15 protein-coding genes are annotated in these 17,663 nt (G+C 58.8%); 10 read left to right on the plus strand and 5 right to left on the minus strand.

Annotated elements, in window-relative coordinates; genetic code table 11:
• A complete protein-coding gene (locus tag VNL17_12455) occupies positions 1-345 on the plus strand; it encodes a histidine triad nucleotide-binding protein (protein ID HXI84889.1) in 345 nt (114 codons plus the stop codon).
• A gap of 13 nt (positions 346-358) precedes the next feature.
• Positions 359-1,861: a class I SAM-dependent methyltransferase gene (locus VNL17_12460; GenBank protein HXI84890.1), complete on the plus strand. Its 1,503-nt coding sequence runs from the start codon at positions 359-361 to the stop codon at positions 1,859-1,861.
• Here VNL17_12460 and VNL17_12465 read toward each other — a convergent pair.
• Positions 1,764-3,632 (minus strand): DUF3352 domain-containing protein, encoded by a 1,869-nt coding sequence (locus VNL17_12465; GenBank protein ID HXI84891.1) that lies wholly within the window; start codon positions 3,630-3,632, stop codon positions 1,764-1,766. The genes VNL17_12460 and VNL17_12465 overlap by 98 nt on opposite strands.
• Positions 3,633-3,799: 167 nt before the next feature.
• Between VNL17_12465 and VNL17_12470 the strand changes: the two genes are divergently transcribed.
• Positions 3,800-4,765 (plus strand): hypothetical protein, encoded by a 966-nt coding sequence (locus VNL17_12470; protein ID HXI84892.1) that lies wholly within the window; start codon positions 3,800-3,802, stop codon positions 4,763-4,765.
• A gap of 452 nt (positions 4,766-5,217) precedes the next feature.
• Here VNL17_12470 and VNL17_12475 read toward each other — a convergent pair whose 3' ends face one another.
• A complete protein-coding gene (locus VNL17_12475) occupies positions 5,218-5,994 on the minus strand; it encodes a G1 family glutamic endopeptidase (GenBank protein HXI84893.1) in 777 nt (258 codons plus the stop codon).
• A gap of 891 nt (positions 5,995-6,885) precedes the next feature.
• Between VNL17_12475 and VNL17_12480 the strand changes: the two genes are divergently transcribed.
• Entirely contained in the window at positions 6,886-8,271 is a 1,386-nt protein-coding gene (locus tag VNL17_12480) for a KamA family radical SAM protein (protein HXI84894.1), read from the plus strand.
• Entirely contained in the window at positions 8,243-9,202 is a 960-nt protein-coding gene (locus tag VNL17_12485; GenBank protein HXI84895.1) for a hypothetical protein, read from the plus strand. The genes VNL17_12480 and VNL17_12485 overlap by 29 nt, the downstream gene beginning before the upstream one ends.
• A gap of 17 nt (positions 9,203-9,219) precedes the next feature.
• Here the strand turns inward: VNL17_12485 and VNL17_12490 are convergent, their stop codons facing one another.
• Positions 9,220-9,552 carry a hypothetical protein gene (locus VNL17_12490; protein ID HXI84896.1) on the minus strand — a complete coding sequence of 111 codons (333 nt, stop codon included), beginning with the start codon at positions 9,550-9,552 and terminating at the stop codon, positions 9,220-9,222.
• Positions 9,553-9,615: 63 nt separating this feature from the next.
• Positions 9,616-10,368, minus strand: a complete 753-nt coding sequence (locus VNL17_12495; GenBank protein ID HXI84897.1) for a sulfite exporter TauE/SafE family protein — start codon at positions 10,366-10,368, stop codon at positions 9,616-9,618.
• 42 nt (positions 10,369-10,410) lie between these two features.
• On the opposite strand from VNL17_12495, the gene VNL17_12500 reads away from it, so the two are divergent.
• The 3 genes from VNL17_12500 to VNL17_12510 are packed head-to-tail and all read left to right on the plus strand — an operon-like array spanning position 10,411 to position 13,364.
• Positions 10,411-11,595: a class I SAM-dependent rRNA methyltransferase gene (locus tag VNL17_12500; GenBank protein ID HXI84898.1), complete on the plus strand. Its 1,185-nt coding sequence runs from the start codon at positions 10,411-10,413 to the stop codon at positions 11,593-11,595.
• Positions 11,595-13,103 carry a carboxypeptidase M32 gene (locus VNL17_12505; protein ID HXI84899.1) on the plus strand — a complete coding sequence of 503 codons (1,509 nt, stop codon included), beginning with the start codon at positions 11,595-11,597 and terminating at the stop codon, positions 13,101-13,103. The genes VNL17_12500 and VNL17_12505 overlap by 1 nt, the downstream gene beginning before the upstream one ends.
• A 57-nt stretch (positions 13,104-13,160) precedes the next feature.
• Positions 13,161-13,364, plus strand: coding sequence for a hypothetical protein (locus VNL17_12510; protein ID HXI84900.1), 204 nt, complete (start codon positions 13,161-13,163; stop codon positions 13,362-13,364).
• A 15-nt stretch (positions 13,365-13,379) separates the two neighbouring features.
• Here the strand turns inward: VNL17_12510 and VNL17_12515 are convergent, their stop codons facing one another.
• The gene (locus VNL17_12515) at positions 13,380-14,384 is read right to left on the minus strand and encodes a type I phosphomannose isomerase catalytic subunit (GenBank protein ID HXI84901.1); all 1,005 of its coding nucleotides are present in this window, start codon (positions 14,382-14,384) and stop codon (positions 13,380-13,382) included.
• A 72-nt stretch (positions 14,385-14,456) separates the two neighbouring features.
• Here VNL17_12515 and VNL17_12520 point away from each other — a divergent pair, with 72 nt between their 5' ends.
• The gene (locus tag VNL17_12520) at positions 14,457-17,021 is read left to right on the plus strand and encodes a DNA translocase FtsK (protein HXI84902.1); all 2,565 of its coding nucleotides are present in this window, start codon (positions 14,457-14,459) and stop codon (positions 17,019-17,021) included.
• A 10-nt stretch (positions 17,022-17,031) separates the two neighbouring features.
• Positions 17,032-17,550 (plus strand): helix-turn-helix domain-containing protein, encoded by a 519-nt coding sequence (locus VNL17_12525; protein ID HXI84903.1) that lies wholly within the window; start codon positions 17,032-17,034, stop codon positions 17,548-17,550.
• The last annotated feature ends 113 nt before the right edge of the window (positions 17,551-17,663 follow it).

Below are 17,663 nucleotides of genomic sequence, written 5' to 3' on the forward strand. Positions count from 1 at the left end.
ATGGCCGACAACATTTTCGCGAAGATTATCCGCAAGGAGATTCCCGCCAAGATTGTTTACGAGGATGAGCGCGCGCTGGCGTTCCGCGATATTGACGCGAAGGCGCCGATCCACATTCTCATCGTGCCGAAGAAGGACATTGCGCGGGTGTCGGAGGCGAAGGCCGAGGATGAACCGTTGCTGGGGCATCTGCTGACGGTGGCGGCCGAGATCGCGCGGAAGGAAGGTATCGACGGCTCGGGCTATCGCGTGGTGATCAACAAGGGAGCGCACGCGGGCGAAACGGTGCCGCATCTGCACGTGCATCTGCTCGGGGGTCGGCCGATGGAGTGGCCGCCCGGTTGAGCGCCGTCGTCTTGTGAACGGACTTATTCTCTTCGAGGACGACCACCTGCTGGTCGTCAATAAACCATCGGGAATCAACACGCACAAGCCCGATCGGTTCACGCCGGATGGAATTCACGAGTGGTTGACCAAGCGTGAACCGCGTTGGCGGAACCTTTCTATTCTCCAGCGGCTCGACAAAGACACGTCAGGCGTGATCGTGTTTGGCAAGACGCAGCGGGCCAACCAATCGCTGACCCAGCAGTTCGAGAAGCACACTGTCGAGAAAACCTATTTGCTGCTCAGTGCCGTGCGCCCGACGCGCCAGAAGTTTTGGGCGAAGTCGCCGAACTGCGTGACGGAGTTTGAGTTTGTCGATACGCACGGTGAGTATTTCCTGACGCAAGCACGACCACTCACGGGCAAGACGCACCAGATTCGACGGCACGCCTCGGAGAGCGGATTCCCGATACTTGGTGATGCACTCTACGAGGGCAAGGCAGCGCCGCGATTGATGCTCCACGCGTACAAGCTCGACTTCGAACACCCGGCGACGGCAGAACGCGTGTTGTTCGAGGCTTCGGTGCCACGGGCCTTCGATGAGGTGGACGCGCTGGTAGCGGCGACGGAGTTTCGCGAGCCCTTGTTCAATGAGTCGACAAACGCATTCCGCCTGATTAGCGGGACGGCCGATGGTTTTGAGGAGGTGATCGTCGATTCGTACGCGGGGACGTTGCTGGTCCAGTGGCAAACCGAGGCGGCGATGGCGCGAGAGGCCAAGTTGATCGATCGACTGCGGAAAGAGTGCGGGCCGAGAGCGATCTACGCGCAGTTGGCAACGAAGCAAAAGCGGCTGACGCCGCGGCTGGTTTGCGGGAGCGAATTGGGGCAGCGAGGATCCATTCGCGAGAACGGCCTTACCTTCCTGATTAGTTTCGGTGAAGGACTGGCGACCGGCATTTTCCTCGACCAGCGCGAGAACCGAAGACATTTACTGGCGTTGCCGCTGAAAGGGAAAACCGTGCTTAATACGTTCGCCTATACCTGCGCGTTTTCCGTCGCGGCGGCGAAAGCGGGCGCGGTGACGACGAGTGTGGATCTGTCGAAGAATTACCTGGAGTGGGGGAAGGACAACTTCCGCGCGAACGGCCTTGATCCGGCAGCGCACGATTTCATTTTCGGGGATGCGTTTGAGTGGCTGAAGCGGCTGGCCAAGCGCGGGCAGCGTTGGGATGTTGTCATTCTCGATCCCCCGACGTTTTCGACGACGAAGAAGGGGCGTGTGTTCCAAGCCGCGCGCGACTACGAGGAACTGGCGGCGCTGGCCGTGCCGTTGGTTGCGCCGGGCGGTTTACTGCTCTGCTCGACGAACCAGCGGACACTGGATGCCGAGCAATTCGAGAAGAGCATCCAGATCGCCGCGCAAAACTGCGAGCGCTTCACGGACTCGCTGGAGTTTGAGACGCTGCCGTTTGATTTTCGCGTGGCGCCGAAGGAACAGCCCTACTTGAAGACTTTTTGGGCAAGGTTGGCATAACGGATTGCTGGAGCTGCGGCCCGAAGGTGTTGACGGCCCAAACCGCGCCACCGACGCCGACGATCACGGCGAGCGACTTGCCCAGCGGCGAGAACGATGTCGAGGTTGACTGCTGCGGCTCGCTGACAGTCGCGGAGACGAGAGGGAACAGGTGTTTCCCAATCGTCTCAGGTTGGGGAAGTTTGTTCAGGTCAACGAATTGGTTGCTGCCAGTTTGCACGAGGACGGTTTTCATAAGACCATACGCAGACGTGAACAGGCCGCGCAGGTCGGCGTAATGGTACGAGGACCCATTCTCGGGCAAGCGTTTCATGGATTGTTGATATACCGTGCTGGTAGCCAACGTCGGCTTCGGTTCTTTCGACTGGGCGAGCAAGGCGCGCGCGTAGTCGGGGCTGCTGGCGAGGATAAAAAACCGGTCGGTCACCGCGTACGTGGGCGCAAAAAGTTGCGGGCCGATGTGGAGAGAGCGGAGCTTCTGGCCGGCGCTTTCGGTTTCATCCCACGGCTGCGCGTCGTTATTGGTTCCCACGCAGCTTTCCTTGAGTGCGTCCATCGTCGAATCGAGCGACGGCCGGAGCTTCTCCGCATCGGTGATCTCGCTGACGATGGCAATCTTGGGCACGCGGGTGTCGGCCGGCCAGTTGGCGACCAGGGCAAACTCCGGGCCCAGTTTTTGCAAAACATCCTCGCTCATGCGAATGCCGCGACTGCGCAGCGCCTGCTGAAACTGCCCGACCGACAGCATCAAATCTGCATTGCCCGATTGCGAGAGTGACTGCATCACCTCTTCGTACATGGCCGGCAGGTCGGCGGAACCGACGGAGTAGGCAAGCGTATCCGGCGTGGTGAGCGCGAGCGTCTTCCGCTGCGTGGGCGGCGTGGGTTTGGGCACGCCGCTGGAGTAGGCGACAAACCCGACGTCCTCGATGCCACGATCCCGGAAGGTCATGCTATAAGCCGAAGCCTGGATGCGTGAGAATTTCTGGTACATACCGGCGGTTTGTGGCGAAAGCGCGAGAAGCGGGCCAACGAGGCCGAGCATTTCCTCCACGTTGAAATACGCCAGGAAATCGTGGTCGTTCGAGGCGTGCTGTTGGATATTCTTGAACTTCGCACTGTCGGCGAGGCGTTTGAAATCGCGCGGGACCTGGCCGGTCCAACTGGCGATCGTGTCGCGCATCGTATCTTCGCCGAACGTGAAGACCACCATTGAATTGAAAAACGCGTGGCAAATCGGGTAGCCGGGCGTCGCTTCCCAGACGGCGTATTTTATGCCGAGGTACTCCTTGGTCTGATACGTCCCGCTCGGATAGGACCGCTTGAGTTCGCCTTCGAGTTTGTAAAGGCCCGCGATGGTCTCGATGCGCTTGGTGCGAACATCAACGCCGAAGACCAGTCCCGGATTGAACCCCGGAAAAAGCGTCACGTGTGTGACCGCAAGAAACACTTCTCCCTGCATCGCTCCCAGGACCAGACCACCGATGGTGTCAGCGTCCTTCGGGGCGCCCGCGGTCTGGGACACCTCGCGCAACGCGGCCAGCGGCTGCGCCAGGAATGCCTGCACCTCCGGTTCATGCCAAAGGGCGTAAAACTCCGTCTTCGTAAATTCAGTCCGCGATTTCGAAATGTCGGGGATATCGAGAAAAGCGAGGGTCGACTCGGGTAGCAGGCTGGCAGCGCGAGGCGCAGGTTTGCCAAGAGTGAAATAAATGAGCGCCGCCGCGACAATGGCGATCAACAGAAGTATAACAGCGATAACCCTTTTCATAATATCCGCACCACACGGTCAAGCTTGGCAATGACTGAGAATGCTAGTCCGTTCGGAAAGATAGCGTCAAGGAAATAGGCTGGCCGGGAAGGAATTCCCATGCTAAACTCAACGAAACTTCCTCGGGATAGAGTGGGGACGGTGGAGTTGTCAGCGCGCTGGTTATTATGAACGGCAAAAAGAACCGATTGCACCGCGGCCTGGGTGTCGCGTGCATTTGTATTTCCTCGGTGCTGATCGGCGCATCGCGTGCGGACGCGGTACTCTTCCAGTCGACGAGCGATCCGGGTTTCAATACGACGGCCCCCACGGGCGTTCTCGCCAACAGCGGTTGGCAATATCAGGGCCGTTGGCTCAGCTTCCTCGGCACACCCATCGCGCCGCAGTTCTTCATCGCCGCGAACCACGTCGGCGGCACGACCAACGACATCTTCCTCTTCAACGGACTTCCTTATCACCCCATCGCCGCCTTCAAGACCTTCGACAGCGACCTCACCATCTGGCAGGTGCGCGAGACATTTCCCAGTTACGCCCCGCTGTACACTTCTTCCGATGAAACCAACAAGCACCTCGTCGTCTTCGGCCGCGGCACGCAACGCGGTGTGCCCGTCGTCGTCGGCGGACAGACCAACGGTTGGTACTGGGGCATAGCCGACGGCGTCCAGCGCTGGGGTGAGAACGACGTGGCTTCGATCACCAATCTCGGTGTCGGCGTCGGCGACGTGCTGCGCGTGGTATTTAACGGCAGCGGCGGGTCGAACGAGTGCCACCTCTCCGACGGCGACTCCAGCGGGGGCGTGTTCATCGAGCAAGACGGCGTTTGGAAACTCGCGGGGATCAACCACGGTGTCGACGGCGAATTCAGCAACGACGTCGACAACACAACCTTCACGGCGGCGCTCGTCGACCGCCGTGAATTGTTCCAGCAGGACGGACCCTCTGACTGGATCCTCATCGACGACGTGCGCCCCGTCCCCAGCGCCTTCTACAGCACCCGCATCTCGGCGAACCTCGACTGGATCTATAGCGTGATCGGCTTCGAGCCGGGCGGTGATTCGCCCACCCCGACCACCGTGGATCCGAACGCCGTGACCTTCCCGAAGCGCTACTACCGCGTCAGCTTCGCCCAGTAGGCCGGATTTTCCCTCGTTCACGATTCTCCCTTGTATCCGTCTCATTTGCCCTAAGAAGCCTTCAATCTGACCCATGAACACCCCAAAAATGGGTTCGTTTTTCCAGAACGAACCCATTTGCAAACGCTTCTGCAACTTTCATAAGTTCCTGTGAAAAAGAGTAATACACCAATAAATCCTCGAAAGTAAAATGGGTTCGTTTCGCAAAAACGTATATAGGCCCCGTCTGCCGTGCCGACTTGTCCGCCACAGCACGAAGTGCGACGGCAGAAGCCCTGGCGAAGGAGGAAGCGGTCTCTCGAAGGCGGACATCCTCGCATCACGTTGCCAATCATCACGCCTCGCATTCTACCACTATCGGAATCCGATGTCCAGAGCTTTAAATTGGTGGATCTTGCACGGCGGGGTGGTGAAGGAGAAACGGAACGCAGCGACCGCGCAAACTTACGACTTCAGTTATGCCGCCATTCAACCGTAAACGCAGTTCCGCCACTTATGAGAGCGGACGTTTGGGCGAGAACCGTGCTGGTGAGGGGATTCTCCATCGTTATGCTCTCGTTTGTCCACGAGCTGCTATTGATCGGACCCTCGACATTCGTGATGGTCGTCGAGCACCCGGTAAAGCTCACGCTCCCGAAATCCGCCAAGGGAAGGATGTGCCGGAAGAACGGGGCTTCGACGATCCATTCCGCCGAGGTGCGCTTGGCGGACCGTTTCTTGGTGATCGAAAACCCGACGCCTTGCGTGAGGTTGGTGATGCTGAGGACAAATTGGTTCTTGGGAATGAATTGGACTTCCGCGCTGATCTGATCGCCTGGCTCAACGGGAAACTCCGTGAGGAAAAATCCGCGCGCGGGATACATCTCAAACCATGCGTAGTACAAAGGCGCCCCCAAGTGCCAATCCTGTTCGGTGCCGATCTGCTCCACGGTCCTGTCGGAGCTGCCGTCAATTCCCACCCAGATTGCCGACGCAGTTTCCTGCGTGCCGGCGGCAGCGACGGTCGGCACCCGCCACGACCCTTGCACATCGGTCACGGAATGTTTGACGGGAATGGTCAGGTCCGTCGCTGTCACGTACCCGGCCCAGTTCGCCGACTTGCCCGTGCCGTGACGGATCACCGGCGCGTATTGTCGATGCGGGGTGGAAGATGAAGAGTGGCGCTCCGTCGGAAACAACAGCCAGACGGACACGCCCAGAAGCGAGAGCCACGTAAAAGCTCGTGCCATATTTCCCACCCACCATGCGCATTCAATTATGAAAAGTCAAATGAATCGAATCGGAGGTAGCGTTGGTGTTTTGTAGCCGAAGCGTAAGCTTCGGCTACAGTTTGCCGATGCAAATTAGGGCATTTATATACTTGGCGCATTGGCCGCGCCTCACCGCGAGGGGTCGTCGACGTGACAGTGTGCGTGTGATACCGGCAATGAAGCTCGGAAGAAATCGTCCAACTCGTGTCTTGATTTTGGGGAGTCTTTGGCGGAGCTTTGGGTTATGCAGGAGGGCAATGAGCCGCACTGTATCACCGTCTTGGAACTTCCCCCTGGCGAATCACCACAAACGGCTGTAAGGGCTGCTATTGCGAGCAAGGCGCAGGAATGATCACGTTCAAAATGAGCAGGTTCAAAAGGAAGTCCTTCTGGATATTGGTGCTTATTGCGGCCATTCTCGGTATCTTGGCTGCATTGATTTTTCCCCCCTTAAAATCCTAAGCGAGCAAGGGCAGAAGTGAATATCCCTCAAAGAATCGTACTTGTCGCCGGTGCGTTAAGCCTGATCGCCTACATCATTGGCCTGACCAACTGGGACACGCGATCTCAAATTATTACAACCTGCATTCTGATTGCCCTAGCAACTGCGATTCTGTATTGCACGTTTGCTAAGAAGAAGGGCAAGGCACAGAGGTGAGCACTACGCACCATCGGGCAAGGTTTTGGATACTGATGGTGTCGCTCTTTTTGCTATTCGTAGCCCTGTTCATGGCTTTTGTACTTCCTAGCCTCTTGCTACGGTATTCCTCTTGGTATGTCATAGACGCTGAGTCGAAGTAAAATTAGGACACTACCCCCAAATCCCCCCCGCTTGACACGTGCCGTCGATGTTCTATACTTCCCGGAGCAATGCAGACCGACGAGCCTGGGGGAGAATGGGGCAAACCAAGCGTTGAAGCGTCACCGCTCGGGGTGAAACTTTCGCCCCCATTCCAGCATCCCAACCGCGTGAATTCGGAATCATCTTCTCTGGAATCTTCTTCTATCGACGAACAATTCCCGTCGGCGGGACGGGGCATCTGGGCGCGCGTGCCGGAGGCTGACTGGAATGACTGGCGATGGCAGTTGCGCAACCGCATCACTTCGCTGGAGGCCCTTGAGGCGTTGATGCCGTTGACGCCCACTGAGCGGGACGGCGTTTCCCAGGCGGGCCATCACTTGGCGATGGCGATCACGCCCTACTTTTTCAACCTCATTGACGTCAACGATCCGAACTGTCCGATCCGCGCCCAGGTCATCCCGCGCGCCGAGGAAATGGTCACGGCCCCGTGGGAGATGGCCGACCCGTGCGGTGAAGACGAACACATGCCTGTCCCGGGTCTCGTGCATCGCTACCCGGATCGCGTGCTGTTTCTGGTGACCGACCGTTGCGCGGCTTATTGTCGTTACTGTACACGCAGCCGTGTGGTCAGCGGCGCGGGTGAACAGCAACTGCACACGGAATTTGACGCAGCCATCAATTACATCCGCGAACACACGGAAGTGCGCGACGTATTGTTGAGCGGTGGCGATCCGTTGCTGTTCAGTGACGAGCGGCTTGAGCACGTGCTCCGCGAACTGCGCGCCATCAAGCATGTTGAATTTCTGCGCATCGGGACACGGATCCCGATTTTCCTGCCACAACGCATCACGCCCGAGTTGTGCGCGATGTTGCGGAAGTATCATCCGCTGTGGATGAGCATTCATACCAATCACCCGAAGGAGGCCACGCACGAAGTCAGGGAGGCGTGCGGTCGGCTTGCCGATGCGGGGATTCCGTTGGGGAACCAAAGCGTGTTGTTACGTGGGGTAAACGACGACGCGGCGGTCATGAAAAAGCTCGTGCACAAACTGCTGATGATGCGAGTGCGACCGTATTACATTTACCAATGTGATCCGGTCAAGGGGACGCATCATCTGCGCACCACCGTGCGCAAGGGCATCGAGATCATCGAAGCGCTGCGCGGTCATACCACCGGTTACGCGGTGCCGCAGTATGTCATCGACGCGCCCGGCGGCGGTGGCAAGGTGCCCATCGGGCCCGAGTACGTACTGGCGCATGACAAACAGCGCGTCATCATTCGCAATTACGAAGGCAAGGTTTTCGAATACCCCGAGTTGAACGACGCTCCGACCCCTGTAAAATCAGGGTCCGGTGCTCCTCCCTCAGCACGCCCGTTGGGTGCGGAAGCTGCTATAAAGAGCTGCTGCACAACGCAAGAGGGAAATGGACACCACCGCCAGACGCTCGACTGAAATACATTTCGGATTGGCCTGGAACTGGCAGTTCGACCAGGATTTTGTCAACCAGCTTGACCGCTCCTGTCTTCATGCGGGCTTAAGTTGCTACCTCGTCGGGGTCCACAACCTCCAGCAAACCTTTCTCGAAGTACAGAACGGCGAGCGGAATTTCACCTACTTCCTCGACCGCGCCAGCGACGAGGACGAGCGCTTCCTGAAGTTCAACCAATTGCTGCAGTCGAAGGGCGCGAAGTTCATCAACGCGCAACACCACTATCGCCGGTCCATCGACAAGGCGAACATCCACGGCGAACTTCTCGCGCGCGGCCTGCAGTTGCCGCTCACCATTATCCTGCCGCCCTACGAGAACGAGCCGAATTTTGACGCGCGCCTGATCGAACCGTTGGCATCGCCGTTTGTCGTGAAGCCGGCGAAAGGCGGCGGCGGTTTCGGCGTCGTGATCGGCGCGACGCGGCCGGACGACATCATGCAAACCCGCGCCAAATTCCGTAACCAGCGCTTCCTCATCCAGCAGCGCATCGTCCCGCAAATTCTTAACAATCGCCGCGCCTGGTTTCGCGTCTATTTCGTCTGCGGCACGATCATCCCGTGTTGGTGGGACGACACTACGCACCGTTACGGCGTCGTCACGCCCTCAGACCGCGCGCACGTGAACGTGGATGAACTCAGCCGAATCGTGCGCATCATCGCCGATGTATCCCAACTGGATTTTTTCAGCACCGAGATCGCGCTGGAACACGATGGTCGCTATTTCGTCGTCGATTACGTCAACGACCCGTGCGACATGCGCCCGCAAAGCAAGTATTTCGATGGCGTCCCAGAAACCATCATCGCCATGATCGTCTCCTGCATCACCGGCCACATCAAAAAGCAATTCGCCCCCACCACCCAGCCCACCGACGAAGACGCCCGCTGGTGGCCGTGACGGTGAGATGGTCCCCATCACCCAGCAGAGAACGCAACGTTAATCACGGGGAGGAATAAAGCGGTGACGATATACAGAACCACCGCACAAACAAGCAGCGTGAGAATGGGAGTCGGAAGACGCGAGTGAAATCTCAAGTCGTTAAGGATGACACTTCCAGCGGCCAAGACTGCCAGCGCAAACCAACCCCAAGGGCCGATAACAAACGCCGCGGCAATCAGACGAGGTAAAGATATTTCCAACTCCGTGGAAATGTCTTTGAACTTTGCAACGTCCAACGCAAATAGGGCACCGAAAAGAACAAAGCCGCCTGCCACCACCCAAGAAGTCATCTTCACCTTTGTGGCCATTGTATACCTAACCACCTGATATGTAGCACAGTTTCGCTCTCCCTCCCACCGTATTTGCAAACTTCACTTCTTCACCATCAAATGCACAGCCACGATTACGCCGAAGGCCACGACGGCGCCGCGCAAGATGCGGGGTGACATCCGTTGCGCGAGTTTGGCGCCGACGAATCCGCCTGCAATGGCCGCGATCGCCATCACCAGCGCGACCTGCAAGGCCGCGGCGCCGACTGCGAGAAAATAGATAATCGCGATGCCGTTGATGACTACTGCGAGGAAGTTCTTGATGCCGTTCGCCGCCTGTAAATCTTCCGGCAGAAAGATCGCCATTGCCGCCAGCATCAGGATTCCCATGCCCGCGCCGAAGTAGCCTCCATAGACGGCGATGGCGAACTGGGAGATCCAAATCGCCGCCGCATGTTTCTTCGGGTGCGCCTTGGCCCTCTGAGAGACCCAGCGGCCCATCGGCTCATTAAGCAGCAACAGCGCGCACGCGAGCAGTATCAAGAACGGCACGATGAACCGAAAGAAGCTCTCCGACGTCCGCAACAGCAGGACCGCGCCGAGAAGTCCACCGATCAGCGACGGCAATGCGAGTGTCCAGACGCGCGCCCGATTCTCGCTGAGCTGACGTCGATACGCCCAGGAACTTGTGATGGAGCCGGGCCAGACCGCCACCGTACTCGTGGCGTTGGCCTTGATCGACGGTATGCCGGAATAGAGCAGGGCAGGGAACGTCAGCAACGTGCCGCCACCGGCGAAGGCATTGACGAAGCCCGCGCCGAACGCCGCGAGCGAGCTGAGTCCGTAAATCTGCATGATAGGTTGGCAGCATAACAAAGTTCTGTTAGCGTCAGCAACATGCCGTCTGTATTTTTGAAGAAAAACAAGGAACGCCGCCTCTATGCGGGCCACAGTTGGGTCTACTCCAGTGACATCGAACGAATCACCGGCGATCCCAATCCCAAAAACGGCGACGCCGTGGACATCCGCGACCACAAAGACCGCTTTTTTGGCCGCGGTTTGCTCAACACCAAATCGCAAATCACCGTGCGGCGGTTCACCACGCAGAAAGAGGAACTCGACCGCGCGTTCTTCACGCGTCGTATCGAGGAGGCCCTGGCCTATCGCCGCGAGGATACCTCCATCGCCGACACCGAGGCGTTCCGCGTGGTTTCCTCCGAGGGCGACCAGTTGCCCGGTCTCATCGTCGATCAATACGGCGACAATCTCGTCATTCAGGCCCTCACCTTGGGCATCGACCAACGCAAAGGGCAAATCGTCGAAATTCTTCGTGAATTGTTAGAGCCGCGCGCCATCATCGAACGCAGCGATGTCCCCAGTCGCAAACTGGAAGGCCTGGAAGAAACGAAAGGCGTCCTCTTCGGCGAGACCGGCGCCATCGTCCGTGCGCAGTTTGCGGGATTCTCCATCGAGGTCAACCTGCTCGAAGACCAGAAAACCGGTTTCTTCCTCGACCAACGCGATAATTACGCCGAGGTCGCGCGCCTCTGCGCGGGCAAACGTGTGCTCGATTGCTTCACGTACCACGGCGGTTTCGCCCTCGCCGCGGCCATGGCGAGCGCCAAGAGCGTGGAGTGCGTCGAAATTTCCGACACCGCCATCGCCCGCGCGCGCAAGAACGCCGAGTTGAACGGGCTGACGGGAAAGATCGAGTTCGTGTGCGCCAACGCGTTCGATGTCTTGAAGAAATACGATAGCGACAAACGCCAGTACGACGTGATCGTGCTCGATCCGCCCACATTCACGCGCACGCGGGAAAACGTCGAAGGCGCGCTCCGTGGTTACAAGGAAATCAACCTGCGCGCGCTGAAGATGCTTCCGCCCGGCGGCATCCTCGCCACGTTCACCTGCTCGCATCACATCGACGCCGAGTTGTTCAAGTCAGTGGTCGTCGAAGCTGCCGCGGACGCAAAGAAAACCGTGCGCCTGGTGAAGGTGCTCACGCAATCGCCCGACCACCCGATTCTGCCTGCCATACCCGAGACCGAATACCTTCGCGGCCTGCTGCTCGAGGTGATGTAATGGAAGCGAAGCTGGAAGAGCTGAAACAGCGCCTCGCTGAGATCAATGACGTGCGCTCCGCCGCCGCCGTCTTGAGCTGGGACCAGATGACCTACATGCCGCCGGGCGGCGCCGAAGCGCGTGGCCGGCAGATGGCGACCTTGGAGCAAATCGCCCACGAGAAGCTGACGCATCCTTCCATTGGCCGCATGCTCACGGAGTTACGGTCGCGCGAAGGAAGCTTGCCCGCCGATTCCGACGAGGCGGCGCTGATTCGCGTTGCCCGTCGCGATTACGATCGCGCGGTGAAAGTCCCTCCCGCGTTCGTCGCGAAATTCAGCGCGCATCAAACCGCCACCTACGAAGCATGGGTGAAGGCGCGGCCCGCCAACGATTTCGCCGCCGTCCGTCCGTATCTCGAAAAGACTCTCGAATACAGTCGCGAGTTGGCAAATTATTTCCCTGGTTACGACCACATTGCCGACCCGTTGATTGATTTCGCCGATTTCGGAATGAAGGCGGCGACGATTCGGGCGCTGTTTGCCGAATTGCGCAGAGAACTCGTGCCCCTCGTGCAAGCGATTACCGCGCAACCGCTCACCGACGATGCGTGTCTCCGCCAGAATTTCCCCGAGGCCCAACAACTCGCGTTCGGTTCCGCCGTCGTCAAACAGCTTGGCTACGATTTCCAGCGTGGTCGGCAGGACAAGACGCATCACCCGTTCTGCACGACGTTCTCGCTCGGCGACGTGCGCATCACGACGCGCGTCAAGGAGAACGATCTGGGCGACGCGCTGTTCAGCACCATCCACGAAGCCGGCCACGCGATGTACGAGCAGGGGATTCGCGGCGAGTTGGAAGGCACGCCGCTGGCGCGCGGAACTTCGTCGGGCGTCCACGAAAGCCAGTCGCGGCTCTGGGAGAACCTCGTCGGACGCGGCCGGGGCTTCTGGCGGTTCTTCTATCCGGAACTACAAGCGGCTTTTCCCGTGCAACTCAGCAGCGTTCCACTTGATGTGTTCTACCGCGCCATCAACAAAGTCGAGCGTTCGCTGATTCGCACCGACGCGGACGAGGTGACCTACAATCTCCACGTCATGATCCGTTTCGATTTCGAATTGCAACTGCTCGAAGGCAAGCTGGCCGTCCGCGACCTGCCCGAAGCCTGGCGCGAACGCTACAAAGCCGACCTCGGCATCGCCTCACCCGATGACCGCGACGGCGTGCTGCAGGACGTGCATTGGTTCGGCGGACAAATCGGCGGCGTATTTCAAGGCTACACGCTCGGCAACATCCTCAGCGCCCAATTCTACGACGCCGCGCTCCGGGCAAACTCCCAGATTCCCGACCAGATCGCCAGCGGCGAATTCACCCCGCTGCACGCCTGGCTCCAGGAAAACATCTACCAACACGGCGCCAAGTTCACCGCGAATGAGTTGGTCAAACGTGCCACCGGCCAACCACTTTCCATTGAACCGTACATTCGTTATTTGCGCACGAAATATGGGGAACTTTACAAAGTTGTTTGAGAGCAATTCTTTGAATAACTGTATCTCGAAAGCGCCTAGGCATTGGAGGGGTGAACGATGAAAACTGGTAACGATGCGGTAGAAGCTATTCGCAATCTCCTAGTGGAATTGAGAGAAGAGCCTGACACTTGGGAGAATCCGTCACTCGATCGCTTTCTCGATGCCATGGCTGCGTGGCCGGAAGACTCGGGAAGGAAAGATTCTCCCGCCTCTTGGGATTTGATCATCAAGATGCTTAGGGCTGGCAAACTATACGAGTAACTTACCAGTGATCTGTCAACGAACCGGCACATACGACTTCAGGGCCTGCGTGTTTTCCGCCAGCGGTGTGAGCGTGTAGAAGCCCATCGCGGCGGGGAGTAGGACAAATTCTCCGACATTGATCCGCTCTTCCTTGCCGTCGGGTAAGAGCAAACCGACGGCGCCTTTGGTGCAACTCAGTATGTGGAACGTGGAGCCATCGGTGCGGTCGGGCCAGGCGTTGCGCAATTCAAGGCGGTGCACGTGGAACTCCTGGCACTCGACCAAACGCCACAGGCCGTTGACGCCATGGTACTCAACCTTTGCCTGCTGCTTCTTCGGTTCGTAATCCTGAAAGTCGATGCAGATGAGTGATTCTTTGACGTGGAGTTGGCGTGGCTTGCCGTCGAGGCCGACACGGCCCCAATCATAAACGCGATAGGTGGTATCGGAGTTCTGCTGGATCTCGACCAGCACGACACCCGCGTCGATCGCATGCACGCGACCCGAGGGAACGAAGAAAGTGTCACCGGGCAGGGCGGGGAAACGGTAGACGCAATCTTCGAGTTTGTCTGTTCCGTTTTGAAGTTTTGCGGATCCTTCCAACGCGCGCATGAAGTCGGCGCCCGTAGCACCGCGCCGCAGGCCGGCAATGAGGTGCGCATCCTGCTCGGCCTCGAGCACGCACCACATCTCGGTTTTGGGTTCGCTCTTCAGCTTGGCGGCGACAGCGGCGGGCGGATGAACCTGCAACGAGAGCCGCTCGCGGGCATCGAGGAGCTTGACAAGCAGGGGAAACCGGATGGCCTTGCCGCAATTCGTACCCAAAAGCTCCGCTCCATGGGCGTGAATCTGCTCGCGCAACGTCCGGCCTTTGTCGGGCCCGTTGGCGACGACGGACTGGACGTCATCGCGGTCGCTGATCTCCCACGATTCACCGATGCGCTTGCCGAAGGGAACCAACTTGCCGTAGCGGGCAAGCGCATTTCCACCCCAAACGCGTTCGATGAGCGCGGGGGTAAATTTATAAGGATAGAGCATCTTTGTGCCTTGCAGTTAAGTCCTGTTTAACATACACTTTGCGACCACAAGGAGGATTTGCAACGCTTTTCTATGGGGAAAGACTCGAAGCACTCGGGCGCTCGTGAGATTTGGGCCGTTGTCCTGGTCGTCGCATCCCTTTTATTGCTACTCAGCTTGATTTCGTACGATCCGTACGATGTCGGCCATGTGGCGGCAAGCGGACACAAGGCTGTCGCAAACTTCATCGGGCCGGTCGGCGCGTGGATCGCTTTCAGCACGTTTCAGGCGTTCGGGCTGGCGGCTTACGGGCTGATGGCCGTGCTGGCCGTGATCGGGGCGACATTGTTGCTCGGCAAGGAACTCCCGTGGCGCGGTAAGCTTGGCGCCGGCATTCTCCTGCTGATCTCGCTCAGTTGCCTGCTGCACGTCGCAGGACTGGAGCGCGCGCAACGCTCGTTGAATTTGCCGGATAGCGCGGGCGGCTTCCTCGGCTTGATCATTGGAGGATTTTCACAACGACTTGTGGGGCGGCCCGGCACGATCCTTGTCTTCGGCGGGTGCTATCTCATTAGCCTCATTTTGTTGATTAATTTCCGTCCGAGTTACTGGGTGGCCTTGAGCGTGGGCCGGGCGATGGATTTCTGGCAGCGGAAGCGGGGCAACAAATCCAAGCCCACGGTTGCGGACGAACTGCGCGACCAGGAGCGCGAGCTGACCATCAAAGAATTTCAGACCGACCGCCAGGTAGCCAAACAAGAGAAGGAAGCGCGCAAACTTGCCACCGAACAGTCCAACGGCACCAAGGCGGAGGAAGAAGCCGCCCGCGAGCGTCGGCCGGAACCGAAGTTCGAAGATTACACCGTGGCCCGGTCGCAGAATGGCGCGGACAAGAAGAAAGCGACCGGTGAGTCGCCATCGATGATGGAGAAGCTCGCCGATAAGCTCAAGCCGAAGAAAGAAGGCGCTGCGGATTCCGCCGACGCGGAAGCGGGTGCTGCGACATCGGCCGCTCCCAAACCGAAACGCGAAAAGCCGGCACCGACAGGCCCCGCCCCGGTGCTGGGAAGCGTCACCGCCGCCTCCGGCGAGGAGTACGTGCTTCCACCATTGGACATGCTGGAGCAGCCGCCATTGCCGGGAAAACGCGACGTGATGGAGGATTTAAAGGCCAGCGCAAAAGTCCTGCGGGAGACGTTGCAGGAATTCGGTATCGACGTGGAGTCCGGCGACGTGACGAAGGGGCCGACGGTGACCTTGTTCGAGTTGTATCCCGCGGCTGGCGTGCGCGTGGAAAAGATTTCATCGCTGTCCAATAATGTTGCCATGGCGATGCGGGCGGAGAAGGTACGCATTCTCGCGCCGGTGCCGGGTAAGGGGACAGTGGGTATTGAAGTACCCAACTCGTCCCGCACGACTGTCTACCTGCGCGATCTTTTGGAATCGCCAGAGTGGCGCAACGCGACGGGAACGATCCCTATTGCGTTGGGCCGCGATGTGAAAGGCAATCCGATCATCGGCGACCTGGCCAATATGCCGCATTTGTTGATTGCCGGCGCGACCGGCTCGGGCAAGACCGTTTGCGTCAACGCGATTCTCGCTTCGCTGCTGTACCGTTTCACGGCGGAAGACATGCGTCTGGTCTTGATCGACCCGAAGATGGTCGAGATGCAGCACTACAATGCTCTGCCACATCTCATTGTGCCCGTCGTGACCGAGGCGAAGAAGGTGCCACTGGCGTTGGGGTGGGTGATCCGCGAGATGGAGAAGCGGTTCCAGATTTTCGCCAAGAGCGGCGTGCGCAACATCGCCGCTTTCAACTCGCGTCCGAAGAAATCGGTCAAGCCGGAGACGGAAACTCCCCTCGATCCGTTGGTCGTCGAAGATGCCGCGAATGAGAAAGAAGAGGCGACGCCGAAGCCGAAGGCAGAGCAGGAACTTCTCAAGATCGAAGTGCCGCGCGACTTCGAACTAATCATCCCCGAAAAGCTGCCATTCGTCGTGGTAGTGGTGGATGAATTGGCCGACCTGATGCAGACCGTCGGCAAGGACGTGGAAATGGCCATTGCGCGGCTCACCGCTCTGGGTCGCGCGGCCGGTATTCATCTGGTGGTCGCCACGCAGCGTCCCAGTGTCAACATCGTAACGGGCGTCATCAAGGCCAACATCCCCGCCCGCATCGCGTTTCAGGTGGCGTCGATGCAGGACTCGCGTGTCATTCTCGATAGCCAGGGCGCGGAGAAACTGCTCGGCAAGGGCGACATGCTCTATGAGCCCGGGTCCGGGAAAGCCGTCCGCGCGCAGGGCGTCCTCGTGCTGGATCGGGAGGTCACGCGCATTGTCGATTTCATTGGCAGCCACGCCAAGCCGCAGTTTGAAAAAGAACTGCACCAGAAGCTGCAGAAGAATTCCAGCCTCGCCGACTCCGAGCCGAGCGACGAGGATGAGGAGTTGGTTGAGCAGTGCATGGAAGTCATTCGCCAGACCAATCGCGCCAGCGTCTCGGTCTTGCAACGCCGCCTCCGCATCGGTTACACTCGCGCCGCTCGGATCATGGACTTGTTGGAAGAACGCGGGGTCGTCGGCCCGAACAAAGGCGCCGAGCCGCGAGAAATCCTGATCGACCTGGATGGGCAAGTGCCGGCCGAGCGTCAATAGGCTGACACCAATGGAATCCATCGGCGAGATCCTCCGCGAAGCGCGGCACAACAAACGGGCGTCCCTTGAGGACGCGTCCCGCGCGACGCGCATCAAGATGGATATTCTGGAACAACTCGAGGCGGACGAGTTTGACAAACTTGCAGCACCGGCCTACACGAAGGGATTCTTGAAGCTCTACTCCGAGTATCTCGGTCTCGACAGCCAGGCCATGGTCGAATCTTATTTGCGAAGCCAGGGCGGACTGCGGCGGCAGGGGTTGCACGTTGAAACCGAGAAAACCGTTCGCGCGCGTAAACCACCCGAATTGAAGCTGCCACTGCGGAGCGTCGGGCTGGTTGTTGTTGGTATCACGGCAATTGTGTTCGTAGTTGTACTCATTAAGAGTCATTTCTCGCATCGAGCGTCTCGGCCGGTGGAACCGATAGTGTCAGCGAACGCTCCGTCGATACCCAAGGCCGATTTCGACGCCTGGTACCAGCCCAAGCCCAGGCCGGCCCCCGAGCTTGTCGAGCCTTCAGGCAAGTGAGGCGACAGCGCCTACTTAAACGTTGGCCGGCCAAAGTGACCTTGCGAATTAGCTTGCAAAATGCAAGCAATGTTGTCACCCTCGGCACCAGTGAGAGCGTCGCGATGCGCCTG

This window comes from Verrucomicrobiia bacterium (genome assembly GCA_035577545.1).
Classification (GTDB): domain Bacteria; phylum Verrucomicrobiota; class Verrucomicrobiia; order Palsa-1439; family Palsa-1439; genus Palsa-1439.